The following is a 17,319-nucleotide window of genomic DNA, read 5'->3' as shown; positions in this document are numbered from 1 at the left end:
CCGCCGCCTTTCCACTGCGAATGCGCGGCGATTATTTGTACAGGCTGTTGATCCACTGGATGTTGGCAGCGTTCAAGCGCACGGCGGTGTTCGCGTCGGGGCTTTCCGCCACGTTGACGCCGGTGATGATGCGCTGCTTGGAGTTGTTGTCATAGGCATAAACCGAGCTGCCGCTCGATCCCGGGAACGTATCGCAGTCATACTGGAAATATTCCGGGGCGATGTTCTCGGCATGCACTTCGCAGTTTGCCTTCCACATCGTGCCCATCGGCTTGTCACCGGGATAGCCGACGAGGTTGGCGGTGAAGTCGCCGAGATCGTCATAGTTGGCGTAGCCCAACCAGCCGAGGTTGGTGCCGACGTCCTGCTTCAGCGTGACGATGCCGAGATCCCACAGGAGGACCGAACCATAATAGCCCTGGTAGTTGTCGATGAAGCCTTGCAGCACATAGGCGCTTTCAAAGGTGAAGGCGCCGAACGGTGCGTCATCGGCGGTGCTGCCATTGAGACCCGGCACGAACAGATACTCGGAGAGCCAGTCCTTGTCCTCATGGCTGTAGAGGCAGTGCGCCGCGGTGAGCACCGTGCGCGGACCGATTAGCGTTGCCGAACAGCTGCCAAAGCTGCCCGTCTTCGCCGATTTGGCTTCGAGATAGCCTATTGCAGAGAACGGATAGGTCTTGGTGTTCTTGACCTGCTCGCGATCGTCGGCGCCGAAAACCTGGCGGCCGGCTTCGCCTTCGCCGAGGTCCGGATCCTCGGTCTTCCGCTCAGCCCCGTCTTTTCCATTGGCCGGAGCATTCAGTTCCTTGATGATAAGGTCCCGCAGCGCTTCGCTGGGCTCGATCTTGATTTCCTTGCCATCGGCGGACCGTCCGACGATGCCGTAGGATTTGACAGCCGTTGCCTCGTCGGCAAGCGGCGCGGCGCGGCTGTCTTCGTCGGTCAGCTTCGGCGTCGCGATTGGCTTTGCCCGCCCGGGCTTGTAGTCGCCTGCAGTCACGTCCCGCATGCTTTCGCCATTGCCGGGACTGGCGGAGCCAGGGTCGGCGGCGAAAACCGGGACCGCCCACATTGCGGTGGAAAGCAATGCGGACGCAATGATAGCGTTTGTCAGTTTTGTCATGGTGAGACTCTCCCAAAAGTCAGCAAGGACTGGATCAAGATATAGAAATATTGTCGAGATCGTGGTGAAGCCGAAAAATGAGTTTGATTACCGGCGCCTGAACCTGCTCATCACCCCATACGGTCTATCGAAGGCCCCGCCAAAGACACCCGCACACATATATTGCCTAAATTAATACAACATTGGAATGACAAATCGCTTTCACGTAGCCCGTGGGGGGCTATAGGGTTTTGATTGGGTTCCGCACGGGAACGCGATCCGCGAAGCAACGCCTGCTTGCCGGGACTGTTTCGTTGACCACGCACCGGGGCTGGCTCGTTCGGGAACGTTTCTCAGGAGGATTTCAGGTGCATATCATCCATCGGTTCAAGCCGATCGTCGCCGCGTCGTTGCTCGGCATCGCTGCCGCGCTTGCGGCCGCCAACTCCACCCATGCGGACGAAGCTGCCGCCAAGCCCGAAGCGACGGTTTCGCCGATGAAGCGGGTGACCGATGCAAGAGCGAAGGCCGCCACGGAGAACCCCGACGGCGCCGACCGCGTCTATGGCGGCAACCAGGCCGAAAAGGGCGCCTATCCGTTCCAGGTGGCGCTGCTCACCACCGACAGGCTGGACGAGAACCCGGCCTCGCAGGCCAATGCCCAATTCTGCGGCGGCAGCCTGATCGCACCGCAATGGGTGCTGACGGCGGCACACTGTCTCAACGACGAGGGCCGGCCGATTTCGCCCGGCAGCGTCACCGTGCTGACCGGCGCCACCGACCTCAGCGAGGGTAAACGCCACAAGGTGGTGGAGGTTATCGTCAACGAAGGCTACAGCGAGCAGACCCTCGACAACGACCTCGGCCTGCTCCGGCTTGCCGAACCGGCCGATGCGCCGACCATCAAGGTCACCCATGACGCAACGCCCGATACCGGCAAGACGACGGTCACCGGCTGGGGCAAGATGCAGGATGGCACCTTCCCGACGACGCTGATGGTTGCCGACCTCGACCTAGAGCCGAACACCGCCTGCAACAGCGGCATCAAGGCCATCTATGCGCATGACCTGAAGGCAGCACTTGGCGATCTGTCCCATCGTATGCGCTATTCGGAAAAAGGCATCGACGCGGCCGCCAATGCGATTGCCGCCGACATGACCGATCCGCTGACCGGCAACATGATCTGCGCCGGCACCACCAGCGGCGTGCGCGATGCCTGCAACGGCGACAGCGGCGGCCCGCTGTTCATGACCGGCACTGGCGGCCCGGTCCAGGTCGGCGTCGTCAGTTGGGGCGAAGGCCCGGCGGACGGCAGTGCGGCCTGCGGCCACAAGGACGCTTATGGCATCTACACCCGGCTGGCCAATTACACCGGCTGGATCGAGGCGAAGATGAAAACTTCCGCTCCGGCGCCTGCAAAACCTAAGGCGGGACTGGGCACGGCTCAGAAGCCGAAGACGCCCTGAAAACGGCTACCTCGCCTTCACATGAAAAACGGCGGGAGTTCCCGCCGTTTTTGTTTTGCCGGCTTATCGAGCGGGCCTATTTCCTCGGCGGACCTTTGCGCTCGGCCGAAGCCGCCCACAGATTGATGTCGGACTCGCGCGCATAGGTATCGATCTCGGCGAGTTCGGCATCGCTGAAGTCGAGCACCTTGAGTGCGCCGACACAGTCCTCAACCTGCTCCGGCCGGCTGGCGCCGATCAGCGCCGATGTCACTTTGCCCTTGCGCAACACCCAGGCCAGCGCCATCTGCGCCAGCGTCTGCCCGCGCTTGCCGGCGATGGCGTCGAGCGCCTTGATATTGGCGATGGTCTTGTCGTTGATGAAGGCAGTCTTCAGCGACTTGCCCTGGGAAGCGCGGCTGCCGTCGGGGATGCCACCGAGATACTTGTCGGTCAGCATGCCTTGCGCCAGCGGCGAGAACACGATGGAGCCAACGCCGAGCCCTTCGAGCGTGTCGAGCAGGCCGTCTTCCTCCACCCAGCGATTCAGCATCGAATAGCTCGGCTGGTGGATGACGCAAGGCGTGCCAAGCTGCTTCAAGATATCGGCGGCCTCGCGCGTGCGCTGCGAATTGTAGGACGAGATGCCGGCATAGAGCGCCTTGCCCGAGCGCACGGCATGGTCGAGCGCGCCCATCGTTTCTTCCAGCGGCGTATCGGGGTCGAAGCGATGCGAATAGAAGATGTCGACATAGTCGAGCCCCATCCGCTTCAGGCTCTGGTCGAGGCTGGCAAGCATGTATTTGCGCCCGCCCCATTCGCCGTAGGGTCCCGCCCACATCTCGTAGCCGGCCTTGGTCGAGATGATCAGCTCGTCGCGGTAGGCGGCGAAGTCGGTGCGCAGTATCTCGCCGAAAGCGGTCTCGGCCGAGCCGGGCGGCGGGCCGTAATTGTTGGCGAGGTCGAAATGCGTGATGCCGAGATCGAAGGCCTTGCGCGCGATCGCCTGCTTCGTCCGGTGCGGCGTGTCGTTGCCGAAATTGTGCCATAGCCCCAGCGAGATCGCCGGCAGCTTCAGGCCGGAACGGCCACAGCGATTGTAGATCATTTTTTCATAGCGGTTTTCGGCGGGCGTGTAGGGCATGGGGAAATCCTCAATGGAAGCGAGCCAGGCATCGCGGCATCGCGGCGAGTCGGCTGTGCCCCTCACCCTTACCCTCTCCCCGTCGCAACGGGGAGAGGGTCGAGGTATGCTGCCTATTTCTTCTTCGCCAGAAGCTCCTTGGCTTGCTTGACGCCAAGTGCCGCCGGCCGCTCGCATGTCGTCTGCATGGCGACGAATTTGCCGGTCTCGCCGGAACGCAGCAGGCCGGTCATGACGTCAACGGCATGCAGCGCCAGTTCCATCGAGCAGCGGTGCGGCCGGCCTTCCGCGATCGCCACCGCCATGTCGGCGAGGCCTGATGTGCGGTAGTTGGCCATCATCCCTTGCGAATGCATTTCATTGGGAACACCGAACGGATGCGGCCATTTCGGCAGCTTCTTGACCGGCTTGGCCGAGTCCGTGAAGCGCACGTCGCCACCGAAGAAATTCGGATCAGGCACGAACACCGTACCCGCCTCACCATAGAGCTCCATCGGCGCATGGCCGTGAGCCCAGACGTCCCAGCTGGTATTGAGCGTCACCACGGCGCCGTTCTCGAACTCCAGCAGGCCGTGGATGGTCGTCGGCGTGTTGACCGGAATCTTTTCGCCAGCGCGCGGCTTTGAACTGATCGTGCGTTCCTTGGCCGGCGTCGTCGCGAAGGCAGCGACCTGTTTTACCGGTCCGATCAGCTGGATCAGATTGGTGATGTAATACGGTCCGATGTCGAGCACCGGACCCGCGCCTGGCTGGAAGAAAAAGTCGGGATTGGGGTGCCAATGCTCCATGCCGTGGCCCATGACGTGGCAGGTGCCGCTCGTGATCTTGCCCAGCTTGCCGGTATCGATCAGGTCGCGAACCAGCTGATGCGCGCCGCCCAGGAACGTGTCGGGAGCCGAGCCTATGCGCAGGCCTTTCGCCTCGGCGCGTTTCTTCAGGTCGAGCCCTTCCTTGACCGACAGCACGAAAGGCTTTTCCGAATAGACATGCTTGCCGGCGTCGAGCACCCGCTTCGACACTTCGTAGTGCACGGCAGGGATGGTCAGGTTGACGATGATGTCGATGTCGTCGGCTTCCAGCAGCCCGTCGACGGTCTCGGCGCGCAGCTTGAACTCCTTCGCACGCGCCCTCGCCACATCCATATTGATGTCGGCGCAAGCGCGCATCTCGATGCCGCGAAACAGCGGCGCCAATGAAAAATACGCCTTCGAGATGTTGCCGCAGCCGATGACGCCGATGCCAAGTTTCTTTGCCATGCTGATTGCTCCTAGTAGGTCTTGACGGCTGCGATGGAGCGGCGGGCAAAACGCTCGATGTCGTTGGGGTTATCTTGTTCCATGACGTAGTATTGGGCGGCACTCTTGGCGCGCAGCACCTTGATCAGGCCGGCCCAGTCGATGGTGCCATGGCCGACATCCGACCAGCCATCCTCATCCAGCCCCTCACCCGGCTTGGCCATGTCCTTGACATGGACGGCGCTGATGCGCTTGCCGTGCTTCTCGATCCAGGGCAGCGGATCATCGCCGCCGCGCACCACCCAGGCGACGTCCATCTCCCAGCCGATATCAGGCGCGGAGGACAGGATGTGATCCTGCGGCACCGAGCCGTCGGCGAGCTTCTTGAACTCGAAATCATGGTTGTGCCAGGCAAAGCCGTAGCCGGCCCTCTTCGCAGCGTCGCCGACCTTGGCCAGCCGCTCGCCGAAGCCGCGCCAGCCGGCCGCATCGGATGGCCGCTGGTCGGGCATCAGGAAAGGACAGATGAGCAGCGTGATGCCGAGTGCGTCGGCGGTTCTGCGCACGCCGTCGAAATCGTTCTCGAGCGCGTCGATCGAGAAATGTCCCGTCGGCATGGCGAGCCCGTTCTTGTCGAGCTCAGCGCGAAAGGCCTTGGGATCATCATAGACGCCACCAAAACCTTCGACTTGGGTGTAGCCGAGCTTGCCGAGCGTGGCGAGCACGCCTTCCCAGGGCTGGAAATTGCGGGCGCTGTAAAGTTGGAATGACCAGTTCATCGTCTCTGTCCGTTTTGCTTGGGATTGTCGCTAGAAGGATGGTTGTCGAGAGCTAGATGCGGTTGCCGGTTGCGGCGTCGAAAAGCGAAGCGCGCATCGGATCGAAGCCGACCGTCACCGCCTCATCGTTGTTAGGTGTGCGTTCCGAGGTCACCCGGACGCTGAAATTCTGATGGGCAAGCTTCAGCCAGACCAGCGTGTCGGAGCCCATCGGTTCGACCACCTCGACATTGGCGGCGGTCGAGAACGGCCAGCCCGTGCCGCTGTTCAGGCTGACATGCTCGGGCCTGATACCGAATACGGCGGGGCCGACGGTTGGAGGACCGGCAAAGTCATAAGTGCCAAGTGGAATCTCGAGTGAGTCGGCCACGAACCGCCAACCGCCGTCAGCGTTTTCAAGGCGGCCGTCGATGAAATTCATCGCGGGCGAGCCGAGGAAGCCGGCGACGAAGCGGTTGACAGGCCTGTTGTAGATGGTCTGCGGCGCATCGAGCTGCTGGATGACACCGCCCTTCATAACCGCGATGCGATCGGCCAGCGTCATCGCCTCGATCTGGTCGTGCGTGACGTAGATCATGGTGTTCTGCAGCTTGCGATGCAGCAGCTTGATCTCGACGCGCAGCTCGGCGCGTAGCTTGGCATCGAGATTGGACAGCGGCTCGTCGAACAGGAAAACATCGACATCGCGCACCAACGCCCGTCCGATCGCCACGCGCTGGCGCTGGCCGCCGGAGAGCGCCGCCGGTTTGCGCTGCAGCAACGGCTCGATCTGCAGGATTTCGGCCGCCCGCGCGATGCGCTTCGCGATCTCGTCCCTTGGTGTGCCGGCGACACGCAGACCGAAGGACAGGTTCTTCTCCACCGTCATTTGCGGGTACAGCGCATAGGACTGAAACACCATGCCGATGCCGCGGTCCTTGGGCTCTTCCCAGGTGACGTTCTTGCCCTTGATGAAGATGCGGCCTTCGGAAACGTCGAGCAGGCCGGCAATGCAGTTGAGCAAGGTCGACTTGCCGCAGCCGGAGGGCCCTAGCAGCACGATGAACTCGCCCTCGGCGACATCGAGATTGAGCGTCTCCAAGACAGTCACCACACCGAAATTGAGCGACAGGTCTTGGATAGAAACGCTGGTGCCGTTCTGCGCCATATCCACTAGCCTTTCACCGCGCCAGCGGCGATGCCGCGCACGAAAAGCTTGCCGGAAATGAAGTAGACGACGAGCGGCACAAGCCCGGTAAGGATGGTGGCGGCCATGTTGACATTGTACTCCTTCACGCCTTGCACCGAGTTGACGATGTTGTTGAGCTGCACCGTCATCGGATAGGTATCGGGGCGGGTGTAGACGACGCCAAACAGGAAGTCGTTCCAGATGCCGGTCACCTGCAGGATGATGGCCACAACGAAGATCGGCAGCGACATCGGCAGCATGATCCGCAGGAAGATGCCCCAGAAGCCTGCGCCGTCGACGCGCGCCGCCCTGAACAGCTCTTCCGGCATCGAGGCAAAATAATTGCGGAATAGCAGCGTCAGGATCGGCATGCCGAAAATGGAATGGACGATCACCAGCCCGCTGAGACTCCCATAAAGGCCGATCTCGCGCAGGATGATGACGATCGGATAGATCATCACCTGGTAAGGAATGAAGGCGCCGACGATCAGGATGACGAAAAACGTGTCGGCGCCCTTGAAGCGCCAGTTGGCCAGCGCGTAACCGTTCACCGAGGCGATGGCGATCGACAGCAGCACCGACGGCACGGTGATGCGCACCGAATTCCAGAAGCCGCGCGAAAGCCCGTCGCAGTTGAGGCCGGTGCAGGCGGTCGACCACGCCTTGACCCAGGGCTCGAAGGTGATCTCGAGTGGCGGCGAAAAGATGTTGCCGAGCCGGATCTCCGGCATGCCCTTGAGCGAGGTGACGACCATCACATAGAGCGGCAACAGGTAGTAGGCCGCCATGACAAACAATGTGCCGTAGAGGAAGATGTTACGGCGCGAAATCATGCGGCGCGGCTTCGGGCCGTAAGGGCCGATAATGTCCCGGCGCGCGCCGGCGGCAACGCTTGTTCCAGCGGTGGTGTTTGCCATGTTCATTTGCGCCGCCCGAATTCGAGATAGGCCCAAGGCACGATGACGATCACCACCGAAAGCAGCATCATGGTCGAGGCGGCAAAACCCTGGCCGAGGTTCTGGGCGAAGAACATATAGTCATAGACGTATTTGGCGGGCACTTCGGAGGCGATGCCCGGGCCGCCGCTGGTCTGGGCCACAACGAGGTCATAGACCTTGACGATGCCGGAGGCGATGATGACGAGCGTGGTGATGAAGACCGGACGCATCATCGGAATGACGATGAACAGATAGGTTTTCCACATCGGTATCCCATCCACCCGCGCGGCTTTCCAGATATCCTCGTCGATGCCACGCAGGCCGGCCAGCATCAGGCACATGATGAGCCCGGTGCCTTGCCACAGTGCCGCGATCGATATGCCGTAGATGACGATGCTGGAATTGTAGAGCGGGTCGAAGCTGAAGCTCTCCCAGCCAAGCCCCCGCACCACATGCTGGATGCCGAAGTCGGGGTTGAGCAGCCACTGCCAGACAAGGCCGGTGACGATGAACGAGAGCGCGAAGGGATAGAGGAAGATGGTCCGGAACGTGTCCTCGAAGCGTATCTTCTGGTCGAGCAGCGCGGCAAGGAGGAAGCCGATGACCAGCGAGAACACCAGTGAGATCGCGCCGTAGATCAACAGGTTCTCGATCGAGATCAGCCAGCGCGGCGTCGCCCACAGCCGGTAATATTGGTCAAGCCCGACGAAATGCAGCCGCGGCAAGAGCTTCGAATTGGTGAAGGAGTAGAGCACCGTCCAAACGGTGCCGCCGACGAAAACCACCATCGCGGTTAGGATCATCGGGATCGAGGCGATCTTCGCATTAAGGTTGCGGAACAGCGGGTTGGGGCGTTCGCTCTTGCTCATCTCGTCAGCCGGCTGGGTAAGGACGGTCCGCTCCCGGCCCTGTCGGGGCCGGGAGCGAGGTGAGTAGACTCCAACGTCAGTCCGCCGAAGCGATGAGGGCGGCGAAGCGTTTCTGCGCCTCTTCCACGGTCAGGTCCGGCTTGGCGAAAAATTCGGCGAAGAGATCTTCCTTCTGCTTCTGGGTGTCTTGTGAAAGCAGCTGGTCCGTCCATGGGATGACGGCGCCCTTGGCGAGGATTGCGAGGCCTTTCTTCATGCAGTCGTTCGCCGCATTGAGATCGACATCGCCGCGCACCGGCAGCGAACCCTTCTTGAGATTGAAGGCAACCTGCGTCTTGGGATCGAGCAGCGTTTCGGCCAGCACCTCCTGCGCCTTGGACTTGTCGGCATCCTTCAGCAGCGGGAAGTAGAACGCGTCGCCGCCTGTGGCGATGACTTCATTCAGCCCCAAGCCTGGCAGGCACGTATAGTCCTTGCCTGCGGTCTTGCCGGCAACCTGGAACTCACCTTGTGCCCAGTCGCCCATGATCTGGCCGCCGGCCTTGCCGGTGATGACGAGGTTAGTCGCCTGGTTCCAGTCCTGCACATTGGTGTTCTTCGCCATCTTGCGGGCGTCGTCCGCAGCCTTGAAGACCTTGGCTACTTCGGGCCCGGCGGCAAATGTCGCGTCCTTGTCCTTGTAGACCTTGAGGAAGGTGTCCGTGCCACCGACCGCTGCCAGAAGCACGTCGAAGGCGCCGGAGGACTGCCAGGCCTGTCCGCCGACGGCGAGCGGGATGATGCCGGCCTTTTCCAGCGCGGGTGCTGCCGCGACGAATTCATTCCAGTCCTTCGGCAATGGCACACCGGCCTTCTCGAAGGCCTCGTTCGATAGCCACAGCCACTGCCAGGAGTGGATGTTGACCGGCACGCAATAAATCTTGCCGTCGATGGTGCAGCTGTCGAGCAGGCTTTTCGGCCGCACGACTTCCGTCCACTTGCCCTTGGTGGCGACATCGGTGAGGTCGCGCATCAGGCCGGCCTGCACCAACTCTTCCGCCTGCCGGCCATGATTGAACTGGGTGGCCCCCATCGGATCGCCGCCGGTGATGCGGCTAATCATGATCGGCCGCGCCGTGCCGCCGGAGCCGGCGATGGCGCCGTCGACCCAGTGATTGCCGGTAGCGTCGAAAGCCTTCGCGAACTCGGCAACCGCTGCTGCCTCACCGCCTGACGTCCACCAATGGGTGACTTCCAGGTCCGTCGCGGCCGCCGGACCGGCGAACTGCAGTGCGGCTGTCGCGGCCAGCGCAGCGGTCAAAAGTTTATAGCGCATTTCGGTTCCTCCCAGAATCTGAAACGTTACAGATTTTCGATACGGGAATTGCGCGGACTGCGCAACCCCATGAACGAAGCGCGTTCGAGATTTTTTCGAGCTGCGAACAAATTCGTATGAACAGCCGCCCTTATGTGCACTGCAACATCGTCGCTGCAGTGCAAAACACCGAAATGGCGCGTGAAAGCCGACAAAAGGCGATGGCAAGGGCGATTTCTTCTTGAATCCCAATGGGTTTCGCAAAAGACCCGTCCACCTCGCCACGAGCGGCCGGCATCTCGACATTGGCAATCTGTAACGTTTCAGTATATTGAGGCTTCGTCGGGCTGGAACGCATATCGGTATGGCAATGGCGGCGATTGCCGACCCGGCCTGCGGCTGCTATGCGCCTGACGGGCGGGACGAATGGACAGACGGCGTACGGAAAAGAACGAGGAAGCGTCGGCGCAGGGGCGACCGACGCTGAAGACGCTTGCCTTCATGACTGGCCTCGGCGTCACCACGGTTTCGCGTGCCCTGAAGGATGCCCCGGAAATCGGCGCCGAAACCAGGCGCCGTGTCCAGCTCGTCGCCAAGCAGATCGGCTACCGGCCGAACCGCGCCGGCGTGCGCCTGCGCACCGGCAGGACCAATGTCATCAGCCTCGTGCTCAATACCGATCGCGAGATCATGAGCTTCGTCTCCGACATCATCTACGGCGTATCGGAAGTGCTCGCCGAAACGCCCTATCACCTGATCGTCACGCCCTATTCCCGGTCGCAGGATCCGATGGAGCCGATCCGCTATCTGGTCGAGACCGGCTCGGCCGACGGCGTCATCATCTCACGCACCCAGCCCAACGATCCGCGCGCCCGCTATATGCTGGAGCACGGCATGCCCTTTGCTACGCATGGCCGCACCGACATGGGCCTTGTCCACCCCTACCATGACTTCGACAACCATGCGTTCGCGAGTGCAGCCGTGCGCCGGTTGGCGAGCATGGGCCGACGCAGGCTGGCACTTCTGTCGCCGCCGCCCGGGCTGACCTACTACAGCCATACGCTGAACGGCTTTGCCGATGCGCTGAGCGAGGTCGGCGCGAGCGAAATCCCGTTCAACACCGTTTCCATCGATCATACGATCGAGCAGATCAGGATGAGGACGGCTCAGGTGATGCGCCGTGATGTCAGGCCGGACGGCTTCGTCAGCAGCGCCGCCGCGGCGACGCTGGCCATCGTCGCCGGCATCGAGGATGCCGGTCTCAAGCTCGGCCGCGATGTCGATGTCGTATCGAAGCAGTCGTCGGACCTGCTGCACCTGTTCCGAAGGGAGTTGCTGGTCGTCAACGAGAATTTCCGGCTGGCTGGCTCCGAGCTTGCCCGCTCGGTGCTCGGCTTGATTGGCGGCGCCGCACCAGGCTCTTTGCAGAGCCTTGTCGTCGCCGGCGACGTCCAGGCGTTCAGCCCGCCAGTGCTCGTCTAGATGGCTTATTGAACCGGCCTTGCTAGCCAGCCGCTCCACTGCCCCACGGCCCGTGGAACGCGCCCGCATCGTCGATGCGTTCAAAACCATGCGCACCGAAGAAATCGCGCTGCGCCTGGATCAGGTTCGAAGTGCCCCGGCCTTGGCGGTAGCTGTCGAAATAGGCGAGCGCCGAAGACAGCGCCGGCACCGGCGACCCGGCCTCCGATGCCCTTGCCACGATGCGCCGCAGCGACGGGTGTGCCTCCTGCATCAACGAGATAAAGGCCGGCGCCATCAGAAGATTGGTCGAGGCGCCGCCCTTGCTGAAGGCTTCCGCCATGGTGTCGAGCATCTGCGAGCGGATGATGCAGCCGGCACGCCAGATCTTGGCGATTGTCGGCATCGGCAGGTTCCAGTTGAATTCCTTGGAGGCGCCGCTCATCACCGCGAAACCTTGGGCGTAGGCGGAGATCTTGCCGGCGAACAGCGCCAACTCCAAACCTTTCAGCAAGGCGTCTTTTTCACCGGTAATCTTCGTCACGCCAGCGTTGCCATAGGCCTTTTCCGCCGCCAGCCGCTCGTCCTTGATCGACGACAGAACGCGCGCGGCCACCGCCGCCTCGATCGCCGTCGCCGGAATGCCGAGCTGCTGGGCTTCGATGACCGACCATTTGCCGGTGCCCTTCTGGCCGGCGCGGTCGAGGATGATGTCGACCACCGGCTTGCCGGTCTTCGGATCGTCGGCGGCCAGCACCTTGGCGGTGATCTCGATCAGGTAAGAGTTGAGCCGGCCCTTGTTCCAGTTGGAAAACACCGTGCCGATGTCCTTCGGCCCCATACCGAGGCCGTCGCGCAGAATGCCGTAGATCTCGGCGATCATCTGCATGTCGGCATATTCGATGCCGTTATGGATGGTCTTGACGAAATGGCCAGCGCCGTCGGTGCCGAGCCACGCCGCGCAGGGTTCGTCCTTGAACTTGGCGGAAATAGCGGTCAGCACCTTCTCGACGCACTTCCAGGAGTCCTCCGTGCCGCCGACCATGATCGACGGTCCGTGGCGCGCACCCTCCTCGCCGCCGGACACGCCCATGCCGATGAAGGTGAGACCCGAGCCGGAAAGCTCGGAGAAGCGCCGCATCGTGTCGCGGAAATTAGCGTTGCCGGCGTCGATGACGATGTCGTTGGCCGACAGCACGCCGCGCAAGGCGGCGATCTGTTCGTCGACCGGCTTGCCGGCCAGCACCATGATGATGATCGGACGCGGAGGACGGATGGCGGCGGCAAGCTCTTCCAGGCTGAAGCAAGGCACGACCATATCCCTGAGCGCGCCGGCATTTTCGACGAAAGCGTCGGTGCGCGCTTTGGTGCGGTTGAAGACGGCGATGCGATGCCCGTGCTCGGCGATGTTGAGCGCCAGGTTGGAGCCCATCGTGCCAAGGCCGATCAGGCCGATTTCGGCTTTTTCCATCGTTTCTTCCCTGCTTTCGGATCGTTTGTTGAGACCGCGATTTGCGGGCGATGATTGACGGGCCTTGACGCCTGCGTCAACCGCCTCGCCGAATTGTGTTACCCGGATTGCCGGCCGTGCCCGTGTCGAGCTACCTGGCAGTCCAGCATTACGGTCTGATGTCGACAGGTGCCTCGATCTTCACCATCTCGAAGTCCGAGACCAGGATGTCGATGCGCACCGTCCACCGGCCGGGAACCGGGATGACGAGGTTGTCGACACGCCAGCTGCCGTCGCCAGGCTTGGTCGCCGCACGCTTCAGCGGCTCAATGCCGGAATCGGGCTTCGACAGCACCAACGTCACCTCCTTGGCGTCGAGCGGTCCGAAATCGCCGGTCATGATGATCATCGAGGCGGTAACCGGCCCGGCATGGCCGGGCGTGATGCTGAGATCGGCCATCGCTTGCAGTGCATGGACGTGGACCGAGGCCGGTTGCGCCGCGGCGATCGCCAGGGCTCGTGGCGGCGGCGTGAAGCGCCAGCCCGCGGCAACGCCGAAGATCGCCAGCACGATCACCAGTTCGACGCCGATCGAGCGGGAGAGCCTGCGTTGCACTTCCGTCGCTCCGGTCTCGGCCGACGCTGTGAGTTTCCATCGGTTGACGGCGGCGAGCGTGAACAGGAAGACCAGCAGCCCGAGCTTGATCAGCAGCAGCCGTCCATAGGCGGTGTTGACCAGCGCCGCCGGTGTCTGAACCTGGATGACCGCAAGAACGATGCCGGCAGCGGCAAACACGGCCACCACGGGCAGGATCAGGTGAGAAAACCGCCGCAGGAATGGCGCGGCCTCCGCCGATTGCACCTTCAGCGCCAGACCGAGCGGCACCAACGCGCCGGCCCAGAAGGCGATGCCGACGCCGTGCAGGAACACCATTGGCCGTGTCAGCCATTGCGGCTCGGCGGCACTGGCATGGCCGCTGGCGGCAAGCGCGGCCCCCACCCCGGCCAGGCCGGCCAGCGCGAATGGTTTGGCGATGGCGCGGGGGCCGGCCAGCGACAGCATGCCGAGCCCCAACGCGATCAGTGCGACCAGCACCGTCCAGCCGAAACTGGTGCCGAGCCCGGTCCGCCAGATAACCGGCTGCGCCAGATACGAGAGCGGCGCCCCGAGCGCGTCCAGCCCCTGCAAGCCGAGCGACAAAGGCGCCGCGACCAACCCGCACAGGATTGCGGCCGCAACGAAGCGCTGTCCGGCGCGGGCACCTCGGGCCAGCCAGGCAAGGGCGAAGGCGCCGCCGACACCGAGGAAAAGGCCGATGTAGAGAAAGACCTTGCCGACCCAGATCGCTGACCGCAACGGCCGGTCGACGGCTTCGGACATCGCCGGCGGCGCACTTGGCGCGCCAACGGAAAACAACAGGGCACCACCAACCGGATGGCCGTCGGCGGAAATGACGCGCCAACTCAGCACATGCGTGCCGGGCGCGAGTGTCCGTGGATTGTCGGTTTCGACCGTCTGGTCGATGAGACGGAAGGCGGTCAGCGGAACCGGCGTGCCGTCGGGTCGCACCAGGGTCAGCACCAGCGGCGAGACCGGCTCGCTGAAGGTTAGCGAGAACTGCGCCGGCCCCTGTTCCAGCACCGCGCCGTCACCCGGATCGGTCTTGATCAGCGCGGAATGGGCGAAGGCCTGATTTGGCACGCCCATGATGACAAGAAACACGATCATGGCCAGCAGGCCGACGACAAGCCGGCCGGCGCGATTGCCGGTCATGGAAGCCGTTTGCGGGAAGGACGTCGTGCTCATGTCACCGCCAAGGAGAATAGCGGCGCGCTGGTCTGAGCGCGCCGCCCGAAAGATCATTTCTTGGGCAGCAGTTTGATGCCGGGCGCCGGGTTTTCGAGCGCGTCTTCATCCTGGCCGGCCGCCGGGATCTCGATCCAGCGGTCGGCGGCGCCGTCGCATTCCTGCACCACCGGGAAGTAAAGCGTCTGGCCCACCGGGAGGTCCGCCGTCAGCGTCGCGCGAAAGACGAACTCGTCGTAGAATTCATCCGGCAGGCTGCCGTCGCTCCAGTCGACTTCCTTGACCCCATCGGTCACCGCCTGGCCGTAGAGCTGGTAGGATTTGTCGTACTTGCCCTTCTTGGTCCGCAGCGTCCAGCCGGGCTTCGGCATCGGCTTCACCACGATCACCCCTCCCGGGATCTGCACACGCACGGCGGTCGTCGCCTTGCCGTCGCAACCATGCGGCACGCGCAGGACAGCCTTGTAGGTCGAGCCGACGGCCGCTTCCTGGGTTTCGAGCGTGATATGCGCAAAGGCTGCACTTGTCCCGAGCACGAAAAGTGCCGCGGCCGCCAAAAGATACTTGTTCATGATGGTCCCTCAGATCTTCAAAATTTGTCTAACGGATCAATTGGCATGATCATCCATGGCGCCACCACCCATGCCTTCGACGGCGAAATCGACGCTGACGGCGCCGGCCTTCTCGAAGGTCAGCGTGGCGGAAAACTTTTCGCCCTGCTTTGGTTGCCGCTTCAGGCCGACGAACATCAGATGATAGCCGCCAGGAGCCAGCGCCACCTTGCCGCCGGCCGGAATTTCCAGCCCGCCGGCAACCGGCCGCATGGTCATCACGCCGTCCTTGACGCCCATCTCATGCATCTCGGCCTTTTCAGAAACATCGGAGGAAATCGACAGCAGCCGGTCCGGCGCGCTGCCATTGTTGGTGATGGTGAAATAGCCGCCGGCGACCTTGGCGCCGGCCGGCGTGGCGCGCGACCAGGGGTGGCCGATCTCGATATCGCCGAGCTTGAATTCATGTGCGAAGACGGGATGGGTGCCGACGAACAGCAGCGCAAAAGCCAGCACGGCAATGCCAAGACGCCCTTCGACGCTGCGTAAAATGCTGCCGAGCACAGGACGCGCGGCGATGCGGAAAAAATGGGACATGGTTGCTCCATGAAGTGATGGTCGCGCCGTTGCCGGTCGCGGACAGTTTGATCTTTGGATGGGTAAGCCCACGAAAGGTTCCGTTGGGCAAAGCGTCATCACGCCGTCAGCGGCGGCGCGCGCGGGTTCGACGGCGAACGCTCACGCGCAAAGTCGAGATGGATGGCAGCCGGGAAGACAAAGGCGACCGTTTCAAAGGAAAGGCCGCCCGGTGCCAGGCCGGCATCGGGCGCCGGCGCAAACACTGGCGAAAACATGCTGCAGCCGAGCACGCAGCATGCCGGCAGATGGGACGGCGGCGGGTTGCCGCCGGGAAGCTGGGTTGCGCCCTCTCGGGTACAGATGACGTTGCCGAAGGCATCGAGCTGCGATGCATTGGTACCGGCAGCGAAGGCGAATGCGCCAAGCGTCGACTGGAGCAACAGCAGGTAGGCCGCGACAAGCGCGACCGACATGCTCCATCGTCTCCTCGATACGCCCAAATCCCTGCCTCTTCGCAGCAACGCAACATTCCTAGCACGAGGCCGGCGGGTGGAAAATCGCCAAATCGCTGCTGCGGCAACGCGGCATATCAAGGTTTTTGTGTAGACCGGCTTTCCGGGATCGAGGTCAGCAAGGTCTGGCGCGCTGACTTCAGATGCTTGCGGCAAGCGGCGTCGACCTTGCCGAGGTCGCGCGATTTGAGCGCCTCGATATAGGCCAGATGCTCACCGATCGCGACTTCGTTGCGTTCGCGCTCCTGCGCCTTGTTCCACTGGTAGTGGTAGTGGAAGATCATGGCGATGACGTCGTAGAAATCGACAATGAAGCGGTTGCGCGATGCGCGGTGGATGAGCCGGTGGAAGCGCTCGTCAAGCTCGGAGAATTCGTTGAAACGGGTGACGATCTCGCTTGCCAGCCGGCGATGGTCGTCTTCCAGACGCTCGAGATCGCTCCAGACCGCGCTGTCCTGCGGCAGAGCGGCGAAGGCCGCCGCCGAGCGCAGTTCGAACATCTCGCGGATTTCGGTCAGCTCCAGCGCGAAGGCGCGCGTAAACCCCTTAAGTACCCAATGGCTGTTGCGGCGCTTCTCGATCAGGCCGAAGCGGGAGAAGCGGATCAGGAATTCGCGCACGCTGGTGGTGCCGACGCCGATCTCGCGCGCCAGTTCAAGTTCGTTGATCTGCATGCCGGCCTCGGCGCCGCCGGCGAGCAGCCTGCGCATGAACGATCGCTCGATGATCTCGGCCAGCGTGTCGGTTTCTTCCTCGGGGAAGAAATCATCGGGACGCGGTTCGCGCAGCACCGTCTTGGCGCGCTTGTTCCAGGCGATCAGCCCGGTCTCTTCCATCCGCGCAAGGATCGTCCGCACCGTGGTGCGGCTGACGCCAAGCAAGGTGCCCAGTTCCGGCTCCGAAGGCAAGCTGCGCGTTTCGTCGAGCAGCCGCAGGCAGCGGTTGTAGGCATCCTTGTAGACGTTGTTGCTCTTCGACATCC

General features: G+C 62.7%; 16 protein-coding genes. 2 read left to right on the top strand and 14 right to left on the bottom strand.

Annotation, left to right across the window (positions count from 1 at the left end):
* Positions 1-31 precede the first annotated feature (31 nt).
* Positions 32-1,126: a trypsin-like serine peptidase gene (locus NKH02_RS19160; protein ID WP_352880719.1), complete on the bottom strand. Its 1,095-nt coding sequence runs from the start codon at positions 1,124-1,126 to the stop codon at positions 32-34.
* A gap of 347 nt (positions 1,127-1,473) precedes the next feature.
* On the opposite strand from NKH02_RS19160, the gene NKH02_RS19155 reads away from it, so the two are divergent.
* On the top strand, positions 1,474-2,571 hold the full coding sequence (locus tag NKH02_RS19155; protein ID WP_352880718.1) for a S1 family serine peptidase: 1,098 nt from the start codon (positions 1,474-1,476) through the stop codon (positions 2,569-2,571).
* Between the two features lie 76 nt (positions 2,572-2,647).
* Here the strand turns inward: NKH02_RS19155 and mgrA are convergent, their stop codons facing one another.
* From mgrA to NKH02_RS19120, 7 genes are all read right to left on the bottom strand, one after another.
* Positions 2,648-3,694 carry an L-glyceraldehyde 3-phosphate reductase gene (mgrA, locus tag NKH02_RS19150; protein WP_352880717.1) on the bottom strand — a complete coding sequence of 349 codons (1,047 nt, stop codon included), beginning with the start codon at positions 3,692-3,694 and terminating at the stop codon, positions 2,648-2,650.
* A 113-nt stretch (positions 3,695-3,807) separates the two neighbouring features.
* Positions 3,808-4,950, bottom strand: coding sequence for a Gfo/Idh/MocA family protein (locus NKH02_RS19145; RefSeq protein WP_352880715.1), 1,143 nt, complete (start codon positions 4,948-4,950; stop codon positions 3,808-3,810).
* An 11-nt stretch (positions 4,951-4,961) separates the two neighbouring features.
* Positions 4,962-5,708 carry a sugar phosphate isomerase/epimerase family protein gene (locus tag NKH02_RS19140; RefSeq protein WP_352880714.1) on the bottom strand — a complete coding sequence of 249 codons (747 nt, stop codon included), beginning with the start codon at positions 5,706-5,708 and terminating at the stop codon, positions 4,962-4,964.
* Between the two features lie 52 nt (positions 5,709-5,760).
* Positions 5,761-6,855 (bottom strand): ABC transporter ATP-binding protein, encoded by a 1,095-nt coding sequence (locus NKH02_RS19135; RefSeq protein WP_352880712.1) that lies wholly within the window; start codon positions 6,853-6,855, stop codon positions 5,761-5,763.
* Between the two features lie 5 nt (positions 6,856-6,860).
* Positions 6,861-7,793 carry a carbohydrate ABC transporter permease gene (locus NKH02_RS19130; RefSeq protein ID WP_352880777.1) on the bottom strand — a complete coding sequence of 311 codons (933 nt, stop codon included), beginning with the start codon at positions 7,791-7,793 and terminating at the stop codon, positions 6,861-6,863.
* A 2-nt stretch (positions 7,794-7,795) separates the two neighbouring features.
* Complete coding sequence (locus tag NKH02_RS19125; RefSeq protein ID WP_352870002.1) at positions 7,796-8,683, bottom strand: carbohydrate ABC transporter permease; 888 nt, start codon at positions 8,681-8,683, stop codon at positions 7,796-7,798.
* 76 nt (positions 8,684-8,759) lie between these two features.
* Complete coding sequence (locus tag NKH02_RS19120; RefSeq protein WP_352870004.1) at positions 8,760-9,998, bottom strand: ABC transporter substrate-binding protein; 1,239 nt, start codon at positions 9,996-9,998, stop codon at positions 8,760-8,762.
* A gap of 405 nt (positions 9,999-10,403) precedes the next feature.
* Between NKH02_RS19120 and NKH02_RS19115 the strand changes: the two genes are divergently transcribed.
* The gene (locus NKH02_RS19115; RefSeq protein ID WP_352870006.1) at positions 10,404-11,459 is read left to right on the top strand and encodes a LacI family transcriptional regulator; all 1,056 of its coding nucleotides are present in this window, start codon (positions 10,404-10,406) and stop codon (positions 11,457-11,459) included.
* A 22-nt stretch (positions 11,460-11,481) separates the two neighbouring features.
* On the opposite strand, the gene gnd is transcribed toward NKH02_RS19115, so the two are convergent.
* The 6 genes from gnd to NKH02_RS19085 all read right to left on the bottom strand — a co-directional run bounded on the left by gnd (position 11,482) and on the right by NKH02_RS19085 (position 17,317).
* The gene (gnd, locus tag NKH02_RS19110) at positions 11,482-12,909 is read right to left on the bottom strand and encodes an NADP-dependent phosphogluconate dehydrogenase (RefSeq protein ID WP_352880710.1); all 1,428 of its coding nucleotides are present in this window, start codon (positions 12,907-12,909) and stop codon (positions 11,482-11,484) included.
* A gap of 148 nt (positions 12,910-13,057) precedes the next feature.
* Complete coding sequence (locus NKH02_RS19105) at positions 13,058-14,695, bottom strand: copper resistance CopC/CopD family protein (protein ID WP_352880708.1); 1,638 nt, start codon at positions 14,693-14,695, stop codon at positions 13,058-13,060.
* Positions 14,696-14,748: 53 nt separating this feature from the next.
* Positions 14,749-15,267: a YcnI family copper-binding membrane protein gene (locus tag NKH02_RS19100; protein WP_352880707.1), complete on the bottom strand. Its 519-nt coding sequence runs from the start codon at positions 15,265-15,267 to the stop codon at positions 14,749-14,751.
* Between the two features lie 36 nt (positions 15,268-15,303).
* Positions 15,304-15,843, bottom strand: a complete 540-nt coding sequence (locus tag NKH02_RS19095; protein ID WP_352880706.1) for a copper chaperone PCu(A)C — start codon at positions 15,841-15,843, stop codon at positions 15,304-15,306.
* 98 nt (positions 15,844-15,941) lie between these two features.
* On the bottom strand, positions 15,942-16,298 hold the full coding sequence (locus NKH02_RS19090) for a DUF2946 family protein (RefSeq protein WP_352880705.1): 357 nt from the start codon (positions 16,296-16,298) through the stop codon (positions 15,942-15,944).
* A gap of 116 nt (positions 16,299-16,414) precedes the next feature.
* Positions 16,415-17,317 carry a GntR family transcriptional regulator gene (locus NKH02_RS19085; RefSeq protein ID WP_352870015.1) on the bottom strand — a complete coding sequence of 301 codons (903 nt, stop codon included), beginning with the start codon at positions 17,315-17,317 and terminating at the stop codon, positions 16,415-16,417.
* Between the last annotated feature and the right edge of the window lie 2 nt (positions 17,318-17,319).

It is taken from the genome of Mesorhizobium sp. M1396, assembly GCF_040317725.1.
Taxonomy (GTDB): domain Bacteria; phylum Pseudomonadota; class Alphaproteobacteria; order Rhizobiales; family Rhizobiaceae; genus Mesorhizobium.
The sequence above is the reverse complement of the archived record's forward strand: the minus strand, read 5'-3'. Positions and strand labels throughout refer to the sequence as shown.